At 71.4% G+C, this 20,829-nt stretch carries 16 protein-coding genes and 1 pseudogene; 6 read left to right on the top strand and 11 right to left on the bottom strand.

The window, feature by feature from the left end; translation table 11 throughout:
• Positions 1-7: 7 nt before the first annotated feature.
• The 5 genes from ACFPIH_RS44235 to ACFPIH_RS44215 all read right to left on the bottom strand — a co-directional run bounded on the left by ACFPIH_RS44235 (position 8) and on the right by ACFPIH_RS44215 (position 7,115).
• Positions 8-1,132 (bottom strand): acyl-CoA dehydrogenase family protein, encoded by a 1,125-nt coding sequence (locus ACFPIH_RS44235; RefSeq protein ID WP_381177041.1) that lies wholly within the window; start codon positions 1,130-1,132, stop codon positions 8-10.
• A 79-nt stretch (positions 1,133-1,211) separates the two neighbouring features.
• Positions 1,212-3,050, bottom strand: a complete 1,839-nt coding sequence (locus ACFPIH_RS44230; RefSeq protein ID WP_381177044.1) for an acetyl/propionyl/methylcrotonyl-CoA carboxylase subunit alpha — start codon at positions 3,048-3,050, stop codon at positions 1,212-1,214.
• A gap of 5 nt (positions 3,051-3,055) precedes the next feature.
• On the bottom strand, positions 3,056-4,654 hold the full coding sequence (locus ACFPIH_RS44225; RefSeq protein WP_381177047.1) for an acyl-CoA carboxylase subunit beta: 1,599 nt from the start codon (positions 4,652-4,654) through the stop codon (positions 3,056-3,058).
• Positions 4,651-6,324 (bottom strand): acyclic terpene utilization AtuA family protein, encoded by a 1,674-nt coding sequence (locus tag ACFPIH_RS44220; RefSeq protein WP_381177050.1) that lies wholly within the window; start codon positions 6,322-6,324, stop codon positions 4,651-4,653. Before ACFPIH_RS44220 ends, ACFPIH_RS44225 begins: the two co-directional genes overlap by 4 nt.
• The gene (locus ACFPIH_RS44215; protein ID WP_381177053.1) at positions 6,321-7,115 is read right to left on the bottom strand and encodes a TIGR03084 family metal-binding protein; all 795 of its coding nucleotides are present in this window, start codon (positions 7,113-7,115) and stop codon (positions 6,321-6,323) included. The genes ACFPIH_RS44220 and ACFPIH_RS44215 overlap by 4 nt, the downstream gene beginning before the upstream one ends.
• A gap of 169 nt (positions 7,116-7,284) precedes the next feature.
• Here ACFPIH_RS44215 and ACFPIH_RS44210 point away from each other — a divergent pair, with 169 nt between their 5' ends.
• On the top strand, positions 7,285-7,995 hold the full coding sequence (locus ACFPIH_RS44210) for a PH domain-containing protein (RefSeq protein WP_381177056.1): 711 nt from the start codon (positions 7,285-7,287) through the stop codon (positions 7,993-7,995).
• A gap of 4 nt (positions 7,996-7,999) precedes the next feature.
• Here ACFPIH_RS44210 and ACFPIH_RS44205 read toward each other — a convergent pair whose 3' ends face one another.
• The 4 genes from ACFPIH_RS44205 to ACFPIH_RS44190 form a co-directional block, all read right to left on the bottom strand.
• Positions 8,000-8,917 (bottom strand): EamA family transporter, encoded by a 918-nt coding sequence (locus tag ACFPIH_RS44205; RefSeq protein ID WP_381177059.1) that lies wholly within the window; start codon positions 8,915-8,917, stop codon positions 8,000-8,002.
• 93 nt (positions 8,918-9,010) lie between these two features.
• Positions 9,011-11,023, bottom strand: coding sequence for an ABC transporter ATP-binding protein (locus tag ACFPIH_RS44200; RefSeq protein WP_381177313.1), 2,013 nt, complete (start codon positions 11,021-11,023; stop codon positions 9,011-9,013).
• Between the two features lie 99 nt (positions 11,024-11,122).
• The gene (locus tag ACFPIH_RS44195; protein WP_381177062.1) at positions 11,123-11,248 is read right to left on the bottom strand and encodes a hypothetical protein; all 126 of its coding nucleotides are present in this window, start codon (positions 11,246-11,248) and stop codon (positions 11,123-11,125) included.
• A gap of 157 nt (positions 11,249-11,405) precedes the next feature.
• The gene (locus ACFPIH_RS44190) at positions 11,406-14,456 is read right to left on the bottom strand and encodes an FAD-binding and (Fe-S)-binding domain-containing protein (protein WP_381177065.1); all 3,051 of its coding nucleotides are present in this window, start codon (positions 14,454-14,456) and stop codon (positions 11,406-11,408) included.
• Between the two features lie 106 nt (positions 14,457-14,562).
• Between ACFPIH_RS44190 and serC the strand changes: the two genes are divergently transcribed.
• Entirely contained in the window at positions 14,563-15,681 is a 1,119-nt protein-coding gene (serC, locus tag ACFPIH_RS44185) for a phosphoserine transaminase (RefSeq protein WP_381177068.1), read from the top strand.
• Between the two features lie 94 nt (positions 15,682-15,775).
• Here serC and ACFPIH_RS44180 read toward each other — a convergent pair whose 3' ends face one another.
• Positions 15,776-17,383, bottom strand: coding sequence for an alpha/beta hydrolase (locus ACFPIH_RS44180; protein ID WP_381177072.1), 1,608 nt, complete (start codon positions 17,381-17,383; stop codon positions 15,776-15,778).
• 273 nt (positions 17,384-17,656) lie between these two features.
• On the opposite strand from ACFPIH_RS44180, the gene ACFPIH_RS44175 reads away from it, so the two are divergent.
• The 3 genes from ACFPIH_RS44175 (at position 17,657) to ACFPIH_RS44165 (ending at position 19,603) form a co-directional block, all read left to right on the top strand.
• Positions 17,657-18,148, top strand: coding sequence for a hypothetical protein (locus ACFPIH_RS44175; protein ID WP_381177075.1), 492 nt, complete (start codon positions 17,657-17,659; stop codon positions 18,146-18,148).
• A gap of 92 nt (positions 18,149-18,240) precedes the next feature.
• Entirely contained in the window at positions 18,241-18,801 is a 561-nt protein-coding gene (locus ACFPIH_RS44170) for an isochorismatase family protein (RefSeq protein WP_381177078.1), read from the top strand.
• A gap of 97 nt (positions 18,802-18,898) precedes the next feature.
• Positions 18,899-19,603, top strand: a complete 705-nt coding sequence (locus ACFPIH_RS44165) for an alpha/beta fold hydrolase (RefSeq protein ID WP_381177081.1) — start codon at positions 18,899-18,901, stop codon at positions 19,601-19,603.
• A gap of 68 nt (positions 19,604-19,671) precedes the next feature.
• Here ACFPIH_RS44165 and ACFPIH_RS44160 read toward each other — a convergent pair.
• Positions 19,672-20,553: pseudogene (locus tag ACFPIH_RS44160) on the bottom strand (RNA-guided endonuclease InsQ/TnpB family protein); the annotation flags it as partial.
• 77 nt (positions 20,554-20,630) lie between these two features.
• Here ACFPIH_RS44160 and ACFPIH_RS44155 point away from each other — a divergent pair.
• Positions 20,631-20,829: hypothetical protein (locus tag ACFPIH_RS44155; protein WP_385878801.1), on the top strand; the 199-nt coding region annotated here is incomplete at its 3' end.

Raw genomic sequence — 20,829 nt, 5'->3', positions numbered from 1 at the left:
AGGCGGTTCAGTACGACTTGGGCAGGCCCAGGGTCTGGTGGGAGACGTAGTTGAGAATCATCTCCCGGCTCACCGGGGCGATACGGGCCACGCGCGAGGCCGTGATCAGCCTGGCGATCCCGAACTCGCTCGTGAGGCCGTTACCCCCGAGAGTCTGCACCGCCTGGTCGACCGCCCGCACACAGGCCTCCCCCGCCGCATACTTCGCCATGTTGGCGGCCTCGCCCGCGCCCGTGTCGTCCCCCGTGTCGTACAGGTGGGCCGCCTTCTGCATCATCAGGCGGGCCAGTTCCAGCTCGATGTGCGCCTGGGCGAGGGGGTGGGCGATGGCCTGGTGGGCGCCGATCGGGGTGTTCCAGACGGTGCGGTCGCGCGCGTACTCGACCGCCTTCGCCAGGGCGTGGCGGCCCATGCCTATCGCGAACGCGGCCGTCATGATCCGCTCGGGGTTCAGGCCGGCGAACAGCTGGAGCAGCCCGGCGTCCTCGTCTCCGACGAGCGCCTCCGCCGGGAGCCGGACATCGTCCAGGACCAGCTCGAACTGCTTCTCCACAGAATGCAGTTCCATGTCGATCCTGCGGTGGGTGAAGCCGGGGGCGTCGCGCGGGACGATGAAGAGGGAGGGCTTGAGGCGGCCGGTGCGGGCGTCTTCTGTGCGACCGACGATGAGGGTCGCGTCCGCGATGTCGACGCCGGAGACGAAGACCTTGCGGCCGGTGAGGAGCCAGTCGGTGCCGTCACGGCGGGCCGTGGTGGTGATGCGGTGGCTGTTGGAGCCGGCGTCGGGCTCGGTGATGCCGAAGGCCATGAGGCGGGAGCCGTCCGCGAGCGCCGGGAGCCATTCCTGTTTCTGGGCCTCCGTGCCGAAGCGGGCGATCACCGTGCCGCAGATCGCCGGGGAGACGATCATCATCAGGAGGGGGTTGCCTGCGGCGCCCATCTCTTCGAGGACCAGGCAGAGTTCTGTGATGCCGCCGCCGCCTCCGCCGTATGCCTCCGGCAGGTTGACGCCGATGTAGCCGAGCTTGGCGGCTTCCTGCCAGAGGGTTTCGGGGGCGGTGTGGCTCTTGGCGAAGGAGGCGACTGCCTCGCGGAGGGCCTTGTGCTCGTCGGGTTCGATGAGGGTGGTCACTGTGCTCCTTCGGGTGCGGGTTGTGTGTGGCTGGTCGCGCTCACGCGGCGGAGCCGCATATCGATGCAGCCCCGCGCCCCTAGGTTTCTTGCACTACCGCCAGCAGAGTGCCGACCTGTACCTGTTGTCCTGTCGTCACCGGTAGTGCCGTGAGCGTCCCCCTCGTCGGTGCCGAAATGACGTGTTGCATCTTCATCGCTTCGAGCCACACCAGCGGTTCTCCCGCCTCGACACTCGATCCGGTGATGAGACCCTCCGCGAGCTTGACGACCGTTCCCGGCATCGGGGCCAGCAGGGAGCCGGGGGCGTGCTGGGTCTCCGGGGTGGGGAAGCGGGGCAGGGCCGTGAGAGTGGTGGCGTTGACGTGGACGCGGTCGCCGTAGCGGGCGACCTCGAAGCGGCGCCGTACGCCGTCGATCTCCAGGACGACCAGGGCGGGGTCCGCGTGCACGACCTGGACGCCCTCGGCCATGAGGCCGGTCCGGGTGTGCGAGTAGCGGACCTCGGTCTCCTCGGCGCCCACCGCGTACCGCTTCGTCTGCTGCTGGGAGGGCAGGTTGCGCCAGGCGCCCCATCGGGAGCCCGCGCTGTCCGCGAGGGCCGCCGCCAGCGGGACATGGGGATCGACCGTCGGCAGGGTCAGTTCGGGCAGGTGGCGGTCGTAGAAGCCGGTGTCCATGCGGGCGGAGGTGAACTCCTCGTGCCGCAGGGAGCGGACCAGGAGGTCGCGGTTGGTGGTCGGGCCGTGGACCGTGGCCCGCTCCAGGGCTCCGGCCAGCCTGCGCAGCGCCTCCGCGCGCGTGGGAGCGTGGGCGGCGACCTTGGCGAGCATGGGGTCGTAGTGGACGCCGATCTCGTCGCCGTCCTCGTAGCCGGTGTCCAGGCGGACGCCGTCCGGGACGGCCAGGCGGTGCAGGGTGCCGGTCTGCGGGGTCCAGTCGGTCGCCGGGTCCTCGGCGTAGAGGCGGGCCTCGATCGCGTGGCCACGCGCGTGTGGCGGCTCGGCGGCGAGCGCGGCGCCCTCCGCGACGCGTATCTGTTCGGCCACCAGGTCCAGGCCGAAGACCGCCTCCGTGACGGGGTGTTCGACCTGGAGGCGGGTGTTCATCTCCAGGAAGTGGGCCTTCTCGCCCGCCACCAGGAACTCGACCGTGCCCGCGCCGACGTACGAGACGGCGCGCGCGGCGCGTACGGCCAGCCCCTTCAGCTCCTCCTCCAGCGACGCGGAGAGCCCGGGCGCCGGGGCCTCCTCGATCACCTTCTGGTGGCGGCGCTGGAGGGAGCAGTCACGGGTGCCCAGCGCCCACACCGTGCCATGGGTGTCGGCGAGGATCTGGACCTCGACGTGCCGTCCGTTCTCGACGTACGGCTCGACGAACACCTCGCCGTCGCCGAAGGCGCTCGCGGCCTCCGCGCGGGCGCTCTCCAGGGCGGCGTCCAGCTCCTCCAGGCGGCGTACGACGCGCATCCCGCGGCCTCCGCCGCCCGCCGCCGCCTTCACCAGCACCGGAAGGTCGGACTCGCCCACATCCGACAGCGGCGCCAGGCCCATCAGCTCCTTCGCGCGCGTCTTGGACGCCATCGCCTCGATCGCCTCGGGCGGCGGGCCGATCCAGACCAGACCCGCGTCCAGGACGGCGCGCGCGAAGCCGGCGTTCTCGGAGAGGAAGCCGTAGCCGGGGTGGACGGCGTCCGCGCCCGCCGCGACGGCCGCCTTCACGATCAGGTCGGCGCGCAGATAGGTGTCCGCGGGGGCCGCGCCGGGCAGTCGTACCGCCGTGTCGGCCACGCGCGCGTGGAGCGCGTTCTCGTCGGCGTCCGAGTGCACCGCGACCGTCCGGATTCCCCACTCACGGCAGGTGCGGAAGACACGGCAGGCGATCTCGCCGCGGTTCGCCACCAGAACTGACGTAATCATGTCCCTCACATCCGGAAGACGCCGAAGCCGCCGCGCGCACCCTCGTACGGCGCGGTGTGGATCGCGGACAGGCACAACCCCAGCACCGTGCGGGTGTCGCGCGGGTCGATGACGCCGTCGTCGTACAGCCGCCCGGACAGGAACATCGGCAGGGACTCGGACTCGATCTGCTGCTCCACCATGGCGCGCAGGGCGGCGTCGCCGTCCTCGTCGTAGGGCTGCCCCTTCGCGAGTGCCGACTGGCGGGCGACGATCGACAGGACGCCCGCGAGCTGCTGCGGGCCCATGACGGCCGACTTGGCGCTGGGCCAGGCGAAGAGGAAGCGCGGGTCGTAGGCGCGCCCGCACATGCCGTAGTGGCCGGCGCCGTACGAGGCGCCCATCAGCACCGACAGGTGCGGCACCCTGGAGTTCGAGACCGCGTTGATCATCATCGCGCCGTGCTTGATGATGCCGCCCTGCTCGTACTCCTTGCCGACCATGTAGCCGGTGGTGTTGTGCAGGAAGAGGAGTGGGATGTTCCGCTGGTTGGCGAGCTGGATGAACTGGGCGGCCTTCTGTGACTCGGCGCTGAAGAGCACGCCCTGGGCGTTCGCCAGGATGCCGACCGGATAGCCGTGCAGGGAGGCCCACCCCGTCGCCAGGCTGCTGCCGTAGAGCGGTTTGAACTCGTCGAAGTCGGAGCCGTCGACGATCCGGGCGATGACCTCGCGCGGGTCGAAGGGGATCTTGAGATCGCCGGGGACGATGCCCAGCAGTTCCTCGGCCGGATATTTCGGCGGCTCGGCCGGTCCTGGATCGTCGTACGCCTTGTGGTGGTTGAGCCGGGCGACCACCCGTCGTGCCTGGCGCAGGGCGTCCCGCTCGTCGACGGCGAAGTAGTCGGCGAGACCCGACACGCGCGCGTGCATCTCCGCGCCGCCGAGCGACTCGTCGTCGCTCTCCTCGCCGGTGGCCATCTTCACCAGCGGCGGCCCGCCGAGGAACACCTTCGCCCGTTCCTTGACCATGATCACGTGGTCGGACATACCGGGGATGTAGGCGCCGCCGGCCGTGGAGTTCCCGAAGACGACCGCGACGGTCGGGATCCCGGCCGCGGAGAGACGTGTCAGGTCCCGGAAGATGGCGCCTCCGGGGATGAAGATCTCCTTCTGGGACGGCAGGTCGGCGCCCCCGGACTCCACCAGGCTGATCAGGGGCAGCCGGTTGGCGAGGGCGATGTCGTCGGCGCGCAGGGCCTTCTTCAGGGACCAGGGGTTGCTGGCGCCGCCGCGCACGGTGGGGTCGTTGGCCGTGATCAGACACTCGACGCCCTCGACGACCCCGATGCCGGTGACGAGGGAGGCGCCGACCGCGTAGCCGCTCCCCCAGGCGGCGAGCGGCGACAGCTCCAGGAACGGTGTGTCCGGGTCGAGGAGGAGTTCGACGCGTTCGCGGGCGAGGAGTTTGCCGCGCCCCCGGTGCCGGGCGACGTACTTCTCGCCGCCGCCCGCCAGTGCCTTCGCGTGCTCGGTGTCGAGGTCGGCGAGCTTGGCGAGCATGGCCTCGCGGTGGGCTCGGTAGTCGGGGCCGGTCGTGTCCAGCGCCGACGGCAGGACGGTCACAGCAGGTCCTCCGGAATGTCCAGGTGACGGGAGCGCAGCCATTCGCCGAGCGCCTTGGCCTGCGGGTCGAAGCGGTGCTGGGCGGCGACGCCGGCGCCGAGGATGCCCTCGACGACGAAGTTCAGGGCGCGGAGCCGGGGCAGGACGTGCCGGGTGACCGTCAACCCGCCGGTCTCCGGGAGCAGTTCACGGAAACGGTCGACCGTCAGGGTGTGGACGAGCCAGCGCCATGCCTCGTCCGTGCGTACCCAGACGCCGACGTTGGCGTCCCCGCCCTTGTCGCCGCTGCGGGCGCCGGCGACGAGCCCGAGGGGGGCGCGCCGCGTGGGCCCCGGCGGCGGGGGCTCGGGGAGCGGCGGCTGCGGCACACCGTCGAGTACGAGGGTGTCGGCGCCCGGCGCCACGGGGATCCGGCGTCCGTCGTCGAGGACGGCGAGGTGCTCGACCTCGCCCCGGGGGACGTGGGCGGCCTCGAAGACGCCGTACGGGGAGCCCTTGCCGGGTGGGGCGAGGACATGGAAGCCGGGGTAGCTCGCGAGGGCGAGTTCCACGGCCGCGCCGCTCAACGCCCGCCCGACAGCCGCTTGTTCGGGGTCGCGTACGACGAGCCGGAGCAGGGCGCTCGCCGTCTCCTCGGTGTCGGCGTCGGAGCGGTCGGTGCGCACCAGCTCCCAGCGGGCGTCGGCGACTTTGCCGAGTGCCGTCGCCAACTGGTCCTGTACGAGAGCCGCCTTGGCCTCGATGTCGAGGCCGGTGAGCACGAAGACGACCTCGTTGCGGAAGCCGCCGACGCGGGTGCGGCCGACCTTGAGGGTGGGCGGCGGGGCCTCGCCGCGGACGCCGTCGACACGGACGCGGTCGGGGCCGTCCTGGGTGAGCCGTACGGTGTCGAGGCGGGCGGTGACGTCGGGACCGGCGTACCGGGCCGGGCCGGTCTCGTACAGGAGTTGGGCGGTGACCGTGCCGATGTCGACGAAGCCGCCGGTGCCGGGGTGCTTGGTGATGACGCAGCTGCCGTCCTCGTGCAGCTCGGCGAGGGGGAAGCCGGGGTGGCGGACGTCCCCGTCCCGGAAGAACGCGTAGTTGCCGCCGGTGGCCTGCGTCCCGCACTCCAGGACGTGCCCGGCGACGACGGCCCCCGCGAGCCGGTCGTACTCCCCCGGCGCCCAGCCGAAGTGGGCGGCGGCGGGCCCGGTGACCAGGGCCGCGTCCGTGACCCGCCCGGTGACGACGATGTCCGCGCCCTCGCGCAGACAGGCGGCGATGCCGAAGCCGCCGAGGTAGGCGTGCGCGGTGAGGCTGCCGGGGTGACGGGAAGTCAGGTCGTCGCCCTCGACGTGCGCGACACGTACGGGGATGCCGAGACGGTCCGCCAACTTCCGTACGGCGTCGGCGAGTCCGGCCGGGTTGAGGCCGCCGGCGTTGGTGACGATCCGGACCCGGCGGTCGTGGGCGAGGCTCAGGCACTCCTCCAGCTGGCGCAGGAAGGTGCGGGCGTAGCCGGCCGACGGGTCCTTGAGCCGGTCCCGGCCCAGGATGAGCATGGTCAGCTCGGCGAGGTAGTCGCCGGTGAGGACGTCGAGTTCACCGCCGGTGAGCATCTCGCGCATCGCGTCGAGACGGTCGCCGTAGAAGCCGGAGGCGTTGCCGATGCGCAGGGGCGGCGTCATGCCGGCTCCCCCTTGGGCGCACGGCCGTTTCCGGGCGGGCCCGCGAACGCCTGGGCGACGTCCAGCCAGCGGTCCGCGTCCGGGCCCACGGCGGTGAGGGCGAGGTCGGCGCGGTGGGCGCGCTGGGTGACGAGGAGGCAGAAGTCGAGCGCGGGGCCGGTGACGCGGTCGTCGGCGTCCTCGGGGCCGTACACCCACAACTCGCCCGACGGGCTGGTGAGTTCGACGCGGAACTCCTCGAACGGCACGGGCTGTCCGTGCACGCCGAAGGCGAAGTCGCGGGTGCGGATGCCGAGCCGGACGATGTGCCGGATGCGGTCGGTGGGGGTGCGGACGACGCCGAGCGCGTCGGCGATGTCCAGGCCGTGGGCCCAGGTCTCCATGAGGCGGGCGGTGGCCATGGAGGCGGTGGACATGGGCGGGCCGTACCAGGGGAAACGGGCGCCGTCGGGGGCGGCGTGCAGGGCGTCGGCGAGGGCCGCGCGGCCGGTCCGCCAGTCCGCGAGGAGTTGCGCGGGCGGCTTCCCCGCGCCTTCCTCCGCGCCGTTGTCCACGAAGTCCCCGGGTTCGGCCAGCGCCTTCTCGATCTGCCGGGAGAAGGCGGGCTGGTCCGTCACCGCGAGCAGCGAGGAGTGGTCGGTCCAGGCGAGGTGCGCGATCTGGTGGGCGATGCTCCAGCCCGGGGCGGGGGTCGGGAGTGCCCACTGCTCGGGCGCCAACTCGACGACGATCAGATCGAGTTCGTCGCTTTCGGCACAGAGGTCGTCGATCACGGGCGTCGGGTCGGCCATGGGGTGGAGCATGGCAGGGCCCCAAGAAACAAGCAAGCGTGCTTGCATTTAATTTGCCGTCTCGGAGGGACCGCAGAGGGCACGAGATCCGGCCACAGACACCGGCGGTACCATCCCCACGCCCTCACGCGTCCGGTGCCGTGCGGGGCCTGCGAACGGGGGAGTTCCGGTGGACGACGGGATCGAGCGGGAGTACCGCAGACGGCGAGGGGTGCCCGCGGCGCACCTCACCCTGGTGGCCGCGGCGGTACTGGTCGTCGTCAGCGCGCTGAAGGCGACGACGCTGTCCGGGACGTCGCCCTGGGACATCGTGACCCCGGTGATCTGGCTGGGCCTCGGTGGCCGGGTGGTGCTGGAGCAGTGGCGGGCACGTACGTCCGTCACGGCCGCCGGGATCACCGTACGAGGGCTGCTGCGCACCCGCACCTGGGCCTGGTCCGAGGTCTACGACATCCGGGTCGAGGGCACCAAGCGGGGCACCTCGCGCTGGCCCGCCTACCTCTACGGCACCGACGGGCGACGGGTCCTCCTGCCCCACATCGACGAGCATCAGCTGGCCGACCCGATCGCCGAGGTCGAAGGCCTGTGCGCCACCGCCGTAGGAGCCGGACTGATGCGTCGGGAGACCCGGCCCGAGACGGAGGAGCGCATCCTGCGCGGGGCGCGTCGGCGCACCGCGGGGAACCGGGCGGTCCTCGGCGCCCTGACCGTCGCGGTCGCGATGTTCGCCCTCGACATCTGGATGATCTTCACCGACCGGCCGACGCACTCCGTCCTGCTGATGGTGTGCGTCCCGCTGCTCTGCCTGCCCCTCTTCTTCCTCGCCCTGGACCGCATCGGCGAGGTGCTCGCCGCCCGGCGCTCCCCCGCCCCCTCCTGACGGGTCAGGCCTCCGGGACCGGCGGCTTCCCCCGCCTCACATGGCTGCGCACCGCGCCCATGCTCGCCCCGATGACCAGGGCGATCGCCGCCGCCTCCACCAGCGACAGGGTCTGGCCGAGGACCAGGAAGCCCGTCGTGGACGCGATCGCCGGTTCCAGGCTCATCAGGATCGCGAAGGTGGAGGCGGGCAGACGGCGCAGGGCGAGGAGTTCGAGGGTGTAGGGGAGGACGGAGGAGAGGAGCGCGACCGAGGCGCCGAGGCCCAGGGTGACCGGGTCGAGGAGTTTCATGCCCGACTCGGCGACGCCCAGCGGGAGGAAGAGCAGCGCGCCCACCGCCATCGCCAGGGCCAGGCCGTCGGCCTGCGGGAAGCGGCGGCCGGTGCGGGCGCTGAAGACGATGTACGCCGCCCACATCGCGCCCGCGCTCAGGGCGAACGCGACGCCCACCGGGTCGAGGTGGCCGAAGCCCTCGCCGCCGCCGAGCAGGAAGACGCCGGCGAGGGCCAGACCGGCCCACAGCAGGTTGACCGCGCGGCGGGAGGCGACGACCGAGAGGGCGAGGGGGCCGAGGACTTCGAGGGTGACCGCCAGACCCAGCGGGATGCGGGCGACGGACTGGTAGAACAGGCCGTTCATCGCGGCCAGGATGACGCCGAAGACGACCACCGTGCCCCAGTCGGTGCGGGAGTGACCGCGCAGCCGGGGCCGGCAGACCACCAGCAGCACCACCGCCGCCACCGCCAGCCGCAGCGCCACGACGCCCAGCGCGCCCGCCCTCGGCATCAGCGTCACCGCGAGCGCGCCGCCGAACTGGACCGAGATGCCGCCCGCGAGGACGAGACCCACGGGGCCGAGGGAGCCTCGGCGGCGGCCGGGAGTGCCGACGGAGACGGTGGCGGTTTCTGACGTGGTGGTCACGGGCGGTCCAAGGGCTCATGTGTTCATCGCGGTGCACTGGCGAGTCCACGGTAATGGACTACGTCAGGTGCGTAAACCGCTTATACCGCTGTCTCAGATGCCGGGCGTCCAGTACTCCTCGTCGCGGAACAGGGGGCGGCCGTCGGGCAGGACGGTGGGGATCGGGGCCGGGGCGGCGTACGGGTCGTAGGGGGCGTACACCGGCTGCGGCCAGTGGGCCGCGGGCTGCCCGTGGTCGTAGGTGCCGTGGTCGTACGGGTAGTCGTACGCGACCGCCGCCGGTACCGGCTGTTCCACGAACAGCGGCATACGCAGCTCGCCCGTGTCCGTCACCGCGCTGTTCTGGGAGCGATGGAGGCGGGCGTACGCGCCGCCGCGCGCCAGGAGGTCCTCGTGGCGGCCGGTCTCCACGATCCGCCCCCCGTCCACGACGAGGATGCGGTCGGCGTCGGGGGCGAGATTGAGATCGTGGGTGATCATGATGGTGGTGCGGCCGGCCATCAGGCGGCGCAGGGGTTTGACGACCCGGCGGGCGGCCATCGCGTCCAGACCGGTCGTCGGCTCGTCCAGCACCAGGACGGGCGCGTCGCGCAGCAGCGCGCGGGCGATGGCGAGGCGCTGGAGCTGGCCGCCCGAGAGGCGGGCCGAACCGGGGTCGATCCTCGTGTCGTAGCCGTCCGGCAGGCCCATGACGAACTCGTGCGCGTCTGCGGCCCGCGCGGCCTCCTCGACGGCATGCTCACTGGCGCCGGGGCGGCCACAGGCGATGTTGGCGCGGACGGTGTCGTGCAGCACGAGGGTCTCCTGCGGGAGCAGGGTGACGTACTCACGCAGCCGGGCGAGAGGCAGGTCGCGGACCGGGGTGCCGTCCAGGAGGACCTCGCCCGCGTCGGGGTCGTAGAAGCGGAGGAGGAGCTTCGAGACGGTGGACTTGCCCGCGCCGCTCGGGCCGGTGACGATCACCAGCTCGCCGGGGTGCGCGGCGAACGTCAGCCCCTCCAGGGCCGTACGGTCCGCGCCGGGGTAGCTGAAGGAGACGTCCCTGAGCTCGACGGCGCCGTCCGGGCGGCCGGTCTCCACGGGGCGGCGGGGGTCGCTGACGGACGGGCGGACGTCGAGGATCTCGATGAGGCGTTCCGCGCCCGCCGTCGCCGCGGTGATCGTCAGACCGAGCTGGGCGAGGCCGCGCACGGGCGGGTAGAGGTAGCCGAGGAAGGCGGCGAACGCGAGGAGCTGGCCGAGGGTCATCCGGCCGGTGGAGATCTCCCAGGCGCCGATGCCGATCACCGCGAGCACACACACCGTCTCGATGACCTGCACGAGCTGCTCGTACGCCTCGTTGAGACGGGTGGAGCGGACGGAGGCGCGGAACCAGGCCTGGGCCTCCTCGCCGAGCCGGCGGCGTTCGGCGTCGCGGCGGTCGTAGGCCTGGGTGAGCACGATGTTGCCGAGGGACTCCTCGACCACCGAGGTGATCGCGCCGTCGGCGACCCGGCCCGCGCGGGAGACGTCCTTGATCGAGCCGGAGAAACGGCGCGCGGCCAGCCAGAAGAGGGGGGCGAGGACGAAGGTGGCGACGGCGAGGTCCCAGCGCAGCCAGAACGCGGCCGCCGCGTAGAAGAGGGCGGAGAAGGCGGCGGAGGCGGCGCCGACGAGCCCGGACACGACCATCGTCTCGATCGCCTCGACATCGCTTGTGAGGCGGGACAACAGGTCGCCCTGGCGATGGCGTTGGAAGAAGTGCGGCGGCAACTGCTGTACGTGGTCGAAGACATGCTCACGCAGCCGCATCACGAAGCGTTCGGTCGCCCAGGCGGCCAGGGAGTTGCCGGCGTAGGCCACGACCGCGCCGGCCGCGGCGACGCCCAGCCACTTGGCGGCGGGCGCCCAGAACGCGGCGAGCGAGCCCTGGCGCAGGGCGTTGTCGGTGAGCTCACCGAAGAGCAGGATCGCCTCGGTCTCGGCGAGCGCGGTGAGGATCGTGCACACCCAGACGATCAGCAGCCATTTCCGCAGACCTCTGGCCAGCGGCCAGAAGCGGCGGAAGGCGGTCCGGGCGGGAATGGTGGGGGTTTCGTACTCGTACTCTTCACCCTCTTCATCCATCATGAATTCCCTTCCCGATAATTCTTGATATTCCTCCCGAAGGAAAAGAGAAAGGGCCGACGGTGCCCCATCGGCCCTTTTCAGCTGTGAACCGTGGGCTCAGTTGTCCCGGCCGGGCAGCGGCGGCTGCGGCTTGAGCTTCTTCTTCGGCTTGGGCTTCGGCGGGGGCGGGAGCTGCTTCGACTTGGGCTTCGCGGTCAGCGGGGCAAGCTTCTTGAAGCTCATTCCGACTCCTTGGGGGATGCGCTGTACTTTCGTTTACTTCCATCGTTTCGGGTTTCCGCGTCCGGCTCCCGATGTCGAGAAACCTACACGCTCCCCCTCTCTGCAAACAGCAAAAAGAGCAAAGGCGCACTGTGAATACTCTGGGAAAAGCTGGCAGTTACGTGAGGAGTCCGTCCGCCAGTACCTCCGCCAGATGCCGGCCCTGTACGCCCGCCAGCTGCTCCAGTTGCGTCCGGCAGGAGAAGCCGTCCGCGAGGACGACCGTGCCGGGCGGGGACTGCCGTACGGCGGGCAGCAGTTGCTCCTCCGCGCAGGCCGCCGACACCTCGAAGTGCCCTTTCTCGAAGCCGAAGTTGCCGGCCAGGCCGCAGCAGCCGCCGCTCAGCTCCCCGGTGAGGCCGGCGGCCTCGCGGAGGCGGCGGTCGGCGGCGTCGCCGAGCACCGCGTGCTGGTGGCAGTGGGTCTGGCCGACGACCGTGCGGTCGAGGCGGGGCGGCCGCCAGTCGGGGGCGTACCGCTCCAGGGCCTCCGCGAGGGTCAGCACGCGGGCGGCGAGCCGGGCGGCGCGCGGGTCCTCGGGCAGCAGTTCCGGCAGATCCGTGCGCAGGGCCGCGGCACAGCTCGGTTCCAGGACGACGACCGGCGCCGCCGTCTCCAGCACCGGTGCCATCAGGTCGAGCGTCCGGCGCAGCACCACGCGCGCGTGGTCCAGCTGTCCGGTGGAGACGTACGTCAGCCCGCAGCAGACGCGGCCCCGGCGGGCGGTGAGCAGGGCGAGCGGGTTGCGGGAGCGGCCGTCGCCGACCGGGCGCCCCCGCATCCGCAGGGTCGGCGGCAGCGCCACCCGCAGCCCCGCCGCCTCCAGGACCCGGACGGCCGCCCGGCCGACGGAGGGCGAGAGATACTCGGTGAAGGTGTCGGGCCACAGCACGACGAGATCACCGGCACCTTCGGCAGTCGGGCGCCCGACGCCGCCGGCAGCGGCAGACTCACCCCGCCGACCCCACCGCCAGACACCGGCAGACTCGCGGCGCCTGCCCCACTGCCACGCAGCGGCAGACTCGCCCCGCCGGGGACGACGGCCGGTGGTCGTGGGTGCGCCTCGGCGGCTCCACCATCGGCTGAACGGCTCCCCCGCCAGCGCGGGGATCCGCCGCTCGGGAGCGATGCCGGCGGCCCGTTTCGCCGCCCACGCCAAGGGCTTCACGCGCGCGAGGGCGTTGAGAAGTGCCGTCACGCGCGTGCGGGACGCCCAGCGCAGCCACTGGGGCAGCCGGCCCATCGCGTAGTGGGCGGCGGGGCGGCGCCGTCCCGCGTAGTGGTGGTGCAGGAACTCCGCCTTGTAGGTGGCCATGTCGACGCCGACCGGGCAGTCGGACCGGCAGCCCTTGCAGGACAGGCACAGGTCGAGCGCTTCGCGCACCTCCTCCGACCGCCAGCCGTCGGTCACGACCTCGCCCGCGAGCATCTCGTGCAGCAGACGGGCACGCCCGCGCGTGGAGTGCTGTTCCTCCCCCGTCGCGCGGAACGACGGGCACATCACGGCGGGCCCCGCCGCCGGCACCGTCGTCGTACGGCATTTCGCGACGCCCACGCAGCGGCGGACGGCCGCGGCGAAGTCGCCGCCGTCGGACGGGTAGCCGAAGGCCACCGGGACGGGTTCGCGGGGGAGGACGGAGAAGCGGAGGTTGCTGTCCAGGGGGGCGGGGCGGACCAGCATGCCGGGGTTGAGGAGGTCGTCGGGGTCCCAGAGCCCTTTGGCCCGTTCGAACAGCGTCACCATCTCCGCGCCGTACATCTTCGGCAGAAGCTCGGCCCGCGCCTGTCCGTCGCCGTGTTCGCCGGAGAGGGAGCCGCCGTGGGACACGACCAGTCCGGCGAGTTCCTCCGAGAAACGGCGGAAGCGGGCGATGCCCGCCGACGTCAGCAGGTCGAAGTCGATACGGACATGGATGCAGCCGTCGCCGAAGTGGCCGTACGGCGTCCCGCGCAGGGCGTGGGAGGCGAGCAGGGCGCGGAAGTCGCGCAGGTAGGCGCCGAGGCGGGCCGGGGGCACCGCGCAGTCCTCCCAGCCGGGCCAGGCCTCGGAGCCTCCCCCAGCCCTAGGGGGCTGGGAGGTGCCCCCAGGCATCCGGGTCGCCGTACCGCTGGCGTCCTCGCGGACGCGCCACAGCACCCGTTGGGCGGTCTCGTCCATGACCACGGTCGCGTCCAGGACGTCCGCCGCCCGCACGATCGCCCGCGCACGCGCGTGTGCCTCGTCGGCCGTGTCGCCGCCCGTCTCGACGAACAGCCAGGCCCCGCCCCGGGGCAGTCCGGCCGGCGCCCCGCCCTTGGCCGGCGACGGCACCAGGTCGGCCGCCATGCCCTCGACGGTGAGCGGCCCGTACGGGAGGAGCCCGGCGGCTGCGTCCGCCGCGGCGCCCTCGTCGGCGTAGCCGAGCACGGCGAGCACACGCGCGCGTGGGGCCTCGACGAGATCGACGACCGCTTCGGTCAGCACGGCCAGCGTGCCCTCCGAGCCGCAGAAGGAGCGGGCGACGTCGGCACCCCGCTCCGGCAGCAGCGCGTCCAGCGCGTACCCCGAGATACGGCGGGGAAGGACGGGGAATCCGGTGCGCAGCCGCGCCAGGTCGCCGTCCACCAGCTCCCGCAGGCCGTCGGGGGCCCCGGCCCAGCCCTGCCCCAGCCGCGCCCGCCGCCCGCGCGCGGTGACGACCTCGACCTCACGCACGTTGTCGGCGGTCGTGCCCCACGCGACCGAGTGCGAGCCGCAGGAGTTGTTGCCGATCATCCCGCCGAGCGTGCAGCGGCTGTGGGTGGACGGATCGGGGCCGAAGCGCAGTCCGTGCGGGGCGGCGGCCTCCTGGAGCCGGTCCAGGACCAGCCCCGGCTGGACGACGGCCGTGCGCGACCCCGGATCCAGGGTGACCAACCGGTTCAGATGGCGGGTGAAGTCCAGCACCACGCCCGTGCCGGTCGCCTGCCCCGCGATCGACGTGCCCCCGCCACGGGCCACGACCGGCACTCCGTGCGCCCGGCACACCTCCAGTACGGCCGCCACGTCGTCGGCGTCCCGGGGCGCGACGACGCCGAGCGGGACCCGGCGGTAGTTGGAAGCGTCCATGGTCATCAGCGCGCGGGAGGTGACGTCGAAGCCGACGTCGCCCCGGACGGCCTTGCGCAACTCACCTTCGAGATCCGGCATACGTCCAGCAAATCAGCCCGCCCGGAACCGGCCCACCCACTGGAACGCCGTCTCACCCGACGGACGAGGTTTCGCCGAGGTTTCCTCCACCGGCTAACCTCCCTGCGTGGCTGAGATCCAGATTCCTGCTGACATCAAGCCCGCCGACGGTCGATTCGGCGCGGGCCCCTCCAAGGTGCGGGTGGAGGCGCTGGACGCCCTGGCCGCCACCGGTGCCTCTCTCCTGGGCACCTCCCACCGCCAGGCACCGGTGAAGAACCTGGTCGGCCAGGTGCGTGAGGGCATCTCCGAGCTGTTCTCCCTCCCCGAGGGCTACGAGGTGATCCTCGGCAACGGCGGCTCGACGGCCTTCTGGGACATCGCGACCCACGGTCTGATCGAGAACAGGTCGCAGCACCTCACGTTCGGCGAGTTCTCGTCGAAGTTCGCGAAGGCCGCGAAGCTCGCGCCCTGGCTGGCCGAGCCGACCGTGATCTCCTCCGACCCCGGCACGCACCCCGAGCCGCGGGCCGAGGCGGGCGTCGACGTCTACGCCTTCACCCACAACGAGACGTCCACGGGCGTAGCGGCCCCTCTCGCGCGCGTGCAGGATGCCGACGAGGGCGCGCTGGTCCTCGTGGACGCCACGTCGGGCGCCGGCGGCCTCCCGGTCGACATCGCCGAGACCGACGTCTACTACTTCGCGCCGCAGAAGTCCTTCGCCTCCGACGGCGGCCTGTGGATCGGCGTGTTCTCCCCGGCCGCGATCGAGCGCGCGGAGCGGATCCACGCGTCCGGCCGTCACATCCCGGAGTTCTTCTCGCTCCCGACGGCGATCGACAACTCCCGCAAGAACCAGACGTACAACACCCCGGCGCTGGCCACCCTGTTCCTGCTGAACCAGCAGCTGGAGTGGATCAACGGCCAGGGCGGTCTGGCGTGGTCCTCGGCGCGTACGAAGGACTCCTCGACGCGGCTGTACACCTGGGCGGAGGAGTCGAAGCACGCGACGCCGTTCGTCACCGACCCGGCCAAGCGCTCGCAGGTCATCGGCACGATCGACTTCTCCGACGAGATCGACGCCGCCGCGGTCGCCAAGGTCCTGCGCGCCAACGGCGTCGTCGACACCGAGCCCTACCGCAAGCTCGGCCGCAACCAGCTCCGTGTCGCGATGTTCCCGGCGATCGACCCGGCGGACGTCGAGGCACTGACCCACTGCGTCGACTACGTGATCGAGAAGCTGTAGCAGTTCTCTGTACGACATGATCTGTACGACCTGATCTGTACGACCTGAGGGGCACCCGGTGGATCACCGCCGGGTGCCCCTCGAGGTTTCTGGCTCAGCCGCGGGAGCCGAGCAGCCCGTGCAGGGTGTCGGCGGGGGCCGTGGTGGCCGTGGTGGCCGACCGGTCCGTGGTCAGGGCGGACTTCGCCGTGCTCGCCGGCTTGGGGTCGGCGGTCTTCTGGCAGACGGCGTCGGCCACACCGCTGCCGTGCGGCACCGTGCCGTCGGTGAGGTACTTGGCCAGGTACTTGTCCAGGCAGGTGTTGCCGCTCAGCGTGATGCCGTGGTTGCCGCCGCCCTGCTCGACCACCAGGCTGGAGTGCTTGAGCAGGCGGTGGACGGTGACGCCGCCCTGGTACGGGGTGGCCGCGTCGTTGGTCGCCTGGAACAGCAGCACCGGCGGCAGCTTGCTGTTGGCGACGTTCACCGGCTTCATCGACTTCGTGGGCCAGAACGCGCACGGCGCGTTGTACCAGGCGTTGTTCCAGGCCATGAACGGGGCCTTCTTGTACACGGCCCAGTTGTCCTTGCGCCACTGGTTCCAGTCGCGCGGCCAGGAGGCGTCACGGCACTGCACAGCGGTGTAGACGCTGTAGCCGTTGTCGCCGGAGGCGTCGATGGCCGCGAAGTTCTCGTACGCCTCGACCAACGGGTCGGCGTTCTTGTCGTTCACGTAGGCGGCGAACGCCTCGGCGAGGGAGGGCCAGTAGCCGTTGTAGTACCCGCCGGGGATGAAGGTGTCCTCCAGCTCGGAGGCACCCACCTTGCCGCCCGCAGGCTTCTTGGCGAGTTCCGCCCGCATCGCGTACCACTTGGCCTCGATCTTGGCCGGGTCGGTGCCGAGCTTGTACGTGCCGTTGTACTTGGCGATCCATGCCATCAGCGCCTTCTGCCGGGCGTCGAAGGCGTAGTCCTGGGAGATGTTGGCGTCGTACCAGACCCCGTCGGGGTCGACGATCGAGTCCAGCACCAGGCGGCGCACCCGGGTCGGGAAGAGCTTGGCGTAGACCTGGCCCAGGTAGGTGCCGTAGGAGTAACCGAAGTAGTTGATCTTCTTGGCGCCGAGGGCCGCGCGGATCGAGTCCATGTCCTTCACGGCGTTGACCGTGTTGATGTACGGCAGGACATCCGCGTACTTCGTGCCGCAGGCCTTGGCGAAGGACTTGGCGCGCGAGAGGTTGGCCTTCTCGATCGCGGAGGTGCTGGGCACGGAGTCCGGACGGACCGGGTTGAAGTAGCCCGGCTTGCAGTCCAGGGCGGGCTTGCTCTCGCCCACCCCACGCGGGTCGAAGCCGATGACGTCGTACTGGGCCGCGACCGCCTTGGGCAGCGAGGACGCGACGAACCCGGCGAGGGTCAGGCCACTGCCGCCGGGGCCCCCAGGGTTGACCAGCAGCGGGCCCTGGTACTTCCTCGCGGTGTGCGGGACGCGGGACAGGGCCAGGGTTATCTTCCGGCCTCGCGGCTTGGCGTAGTCGAGCGGCACCTTCACCGACGCGCACTGGAGGGTCGGGTAGTCGTCCGTGGCGCACTTCTTCCAGGTGACCTTCGCCGCCTGGACGGCCTGCGCGGACTGCGACGTGGCGGCATCGGCCGGGACGGCCGTGAGTGACCCGGCCAGTACGACGGTCGCGCCGCACAGCACGGCTGTGCTTCTTCTCATGAAGTTCCTTCACAGCATGGGGGGTTGATCCGAGCAGGACCGGAAGGTTCACGATCCTGGCTGGATCCTTTCGAAGAAGCACCGCCACATGAAGGTTTTCGACGGAAGATTTGGAACTCATTTGAGCCAGAGGCGCCTGACGGGCGACGGAAAGCTGTAGCAACGTCAGGGCAAAGACTTACGCGGCGCGTTGAGCCCCCTCAGCCACACGCCACACACTGTTGAGCCCACTCGCTCACCAGCGAGCCGTGCGCCGGAGGGGACCGCCAGGGCATGAACAGACCGATACCCGGAACCGTGCAGGTCGCGGTGCGGCACATCCTCAGCGACAAGGTCACCGGCGGCATCATCCGGCCGAAGACGCGCACCGTCACCTGGCAGGACAGTCTGTACCGGGTGCGCCGTCCGAAGTCGGGCCGAGAGATCGTGGAACTCACCTGCCCGGTCTGCGACGCCTCCCTGCTGGCCGAGGTGAGCACCGAGGCCCGCACGCGGCGGACGGCGACCCTGTGTCTCGTCCTCGCGGCAGTCTGCGCGGTGGTGCTGGTCGCCGCCCTCGGCTACGCCTTCCACGAGGGCGGGCGCACCCTTCCCGAGGGCCAGTCCCTGCCCGTCCTCTTCTCGGTCAGCGTGATCGCCGTGTTCGTGATGTTCGTGGCCGGTCCCATGTTCTACGTCGTCGGCCGCGGCTACAACGGCGTCAGCCTGCTCGCCACCTGGCGCGAGCGCCGCCTCCACCAGGTCAGACCGGTGCGAGGAGGTTGAGGGGTGCCCTTGCCGCGCACGGGGCGCGGCCCGTTGTCAGTGGCTGGGGCTACGTTGGTGGGCACGGCATCCGACGGGGAGAGGGCGAGACCATGACCACACTCGAGAACCGGCCGAACACCGCGCTACTGGTCGTCGACGTGCAGAACGGCGTCGTGGACGGGGCGCACGCACGCGACGCGGTCGTGACCAACGTGGCCGCGCTGGTCGAGCGGGCGCGGCGGGAGGGGGTGCCCGTGGTCTGGGTCCAGCACTCCGACGAGGAACTCACCCGGGGCAGCGACGCCTGGCAGCTCGCCCCCGAACTGAAGCCGGACGCCGCCGAACCCCTCGTCCACAAGAACTACGGCGACTCCTTCGAGGACACCGGCCTGGAGACCGTCCTGTCGGACCTCGGTGTCGGACGGCTCGTCGTCGCCGGCGCGGAGAGCGACGCGTGCATCCGCTCGACGCTGCATGGCGCGCTGGTGCGCGGTTACGACACGACGCTGGTCGCCGACGCCCACACCACCGGCGACAAGACAGCCTGGGGCGCGCCCCCGCCCGCCCAGGTCATCGCCCACACCAACCTCTACTGGGCGTACCAGACGGCCCCGGGCCGGACGGCCGGCACCGTCAGCACGGAGGACGCCGACCTCACCGGCAAGCCCTGAATCCGGACACTCGCCGACTTTCCTGACCTCCGCGACCTCCCTAACAGAACTGAATTCAGTTACGGTTCTGCTGATGTCGTTGACGAGGAGGTCGACCATGGCGTTCGTTCTCATCCACGGGGCGGGTTTCGGCGCGAACTGCTGGGACGAGCTGATCCCCCACCTAGAGGCGGAAGCGCTGGCAGTGGACCTTCCGGGGCGCGGGAGAAGGGCCGAAGTCGATCTGGGATCGGTGACTCTCGCGGACTGCGCCGACGCGGTCCGGGAGGACGTCGAGGCGAAGGATCTGCGGGATGTGGTGCTGGTCGGTCACTCCTTCGCGGGAGTCACGGTCCCGCGCGTCCTGAACCTCATACCCGACCGGATCCGCCACGTCGTCCTTGTGTCGGCCGTGGTGCCGGCGGACGGATCCCGGGTGCTCGACCAGATCGATCCCGCAGTGCGGAATCTGGTCGAGCAGTCCATCACCGGCGGCGTCTACCACCAGAGCCGCGAGGGCGCCGCCGCGATGCTGTGCAACGACATGGACGAGGCGACCGCCGCCGCCACCCTGGACCGGCTCGCCGACGACTCGGCCGCCCTGCTGAGCGAGACCGTGGACCTGAGCGGCTACGGACGCCCGATCCCGCAGACGTACGTACACCTCACCCGGGACCAGTGCTACGTCGAGGAACTCCAGCAGCGATCCATCGCGCTGCTCCGGCCCGAGGTCATCGATCTCGACACCGGCCACATGGCCATGATCAGCGCGCCCGAAAAGCTCGCCGCCGTCCTCAACAGCCTTCACGGCCCGTCGAAATGAGGCGAGTGAGGGCCCGGCGCGGAAGTCCGCGGTGAGGTTGTTGACGGACCGCACGTCGGCAGCCGAGGTCACCGGGTGCTGGGCTGTGGCTGCGGCTCGGCCGCGATGAGCGCGAAGGACTCCCGCACCGCGTCGAGCGCCGCTGCCCGGTCATGGTCGGCCAGGCGTGCCGGCCCGTAGGTGATCACGGGAGCCAGGACACGGTAGCCGACGAACTCGAGCATGCCGCGTTGACATCCTCCCCCTCTTACAAAGAGGGGGATTCCAACCCAGGTGGGTTGAGGTTCACGGGCGTTCGCACGGCTGGTGGCCGTTGTCACCCCTCCGGCACCGGCTGTTCGCCGGGGGCGGGGGATCCCGCCCTGTCCTGCCGCGACGTTGGATGCTGCGTTGGTGTCCGCGTTGCAGGTGAAGCCACAGGAGGAACAGACGAACTCGGCTTGGCTCTTGCGCGAGTTCTTGTCGATCCATCCACAGGCACTGCACCGCAGAGACGTGTACGGGGCCGGGATGTCCTCGACGCGTCCTGGGGCCTTGTGCCCGGTGCGCTGCCGGAGCAGGCCCCAGCCCTGGGCGAGGATGCCCCGGTTCAGGCCCGCCTTCTGCGCCACGTTCCGGCCGGGCCGCTCCACGCTGCCCTTCGCGGAGCGGGTCATGTTCTTGATGTTCAGCTTCTCGAAGCGGATCAGGTCGTAGGTGCGGGCGAGCAGGGTGCTGGTCTTCTCGCACCAGTCCTTGCGGCGATTGGCCTCGCGGGCCCTGAGCCGGGCGACTGCCGCGTACCCGGCCGCCTTCTGCTCGCTGCCTTCGGGGGCGCGGGCGGCGCGCCGCTGGTGTTCGCGGACCTGGGCGCGCTCCCGGACGGTGAGCTGCGGGCAGTTCAGTTTCCGCCCGTCGGAGAGAGCGGCGGTGATGGTGACGCCGCGGTCGATGCCGATGATCTCGCCGGTGCCGGGTGCGGGTGTCGGCTCGGGGACGACGGCGAACGCGGCATGCCACTGCCCGTTGCGGAAGGCCCTTGCCGCCGGTGCTGAGGCGGAAGCGGACCCAGCCGCAGCCGGGCACCTTCACCTGCGCCCACCGCCGGTTCAGCCTGCGCACCACGACCGAGCGGCCCATGACCTGTCTGCCGGTCTTCGCGTTCAGCTTCACCGAGCCGTCCGCGTGGTACTCGGGGACGCGGTCGGTGCCGATGACACGGAAACCCTCATGTACGAACTTCCTGC

Source organism: Streptomyces vulcanius (assembly GCF_042653945.1).
Lineage (GTDB): Bacteria > Actinomycetota > Actinomycetes > Streptomycetales > Streptomycetaceae > Streptomyces > Streptomyces mangrovi.
The sequence above is the reverse complement of the archived record's forward strand: the minus strand, read 5'-3'. Positions and strand labels throughout refer to the sequence as shown.

Bases quoted from the DNA above. Each gene is read 5' to 3' on its own strand.
- ACFPIH_RS44230 (WP_381177044.1), bottom strand. From the start codon at position 3,050: ATGATTACGTCAGTTCTGGTGGCGAACCGCGGCGAGATCGCCTGCCGT.
- ACFPIH_RS44220 (WP_381177050.1), bottom strand. From the start codon at position 6,324: ATGACGCCGCCCCTGCGCATCGGCAACGCCTCCGGCTTCTACGGCGAC.
- ACFPIH_RS44215 (WP_381177053.1), bottom strand. From the start codon at position 7,115: ATGGCCGACCCGACGCCCGTGATCGACGACCTCTGTGCCGAAAGCGAC.
- ACFPIH_RS44200 (WP_381177313.1), bottom strand. From the start codon at position 11,023: ATGGATGAAGAGGGTGAAGAGTACGAGTACGAAACCCCCACCATTCCC.
- ACFPIH_RS44195 (WP_381177062.1), bottom strand. From the start codon at position 11,248: ATGAGCTTCAAGAAGCTTGCCCCGCTGACCGCGAAGCCCAAGTCGAAG.
- ACFPIH_RS44190 (WP_381177065.1), bottom strand. From the start codon at position 14,456: ATGCCGGATCTCGAAGGTGAGTTGCGCAAGGCCGTCCGGGGCGACGTC.
- ACFPIH_RS44180 (WP_381177072.1), bottom strand. From the start codon at position 17,383: ATGAGAAGAAGCACAGCCGTGCTGTGCGGCGCGACCGTCGTACTGGCC.
- ACFPIH_RS44175 (WP_381177075.1), top strand. From the start codon at position 17,657: ATGAACAGACCGATACCCGGAACCGTGCAGGTCGCGGTGCGGCACATC.
- ACFPIH_RS44170 (WP_381177078.1), top strand. From the start codon at position 18,241: ATGACCACACTCGAGAACCGGCCGAACACCGCGCTACTGGTCGTCGAC.
- ACFPIH_RS44165 (WP_381177081.1), top strand. From the start codon at position 18,899: ATGGCGTTCGTTCTCATCCACGGGGCGGGTTTCGGCGCGAACTGCTGG.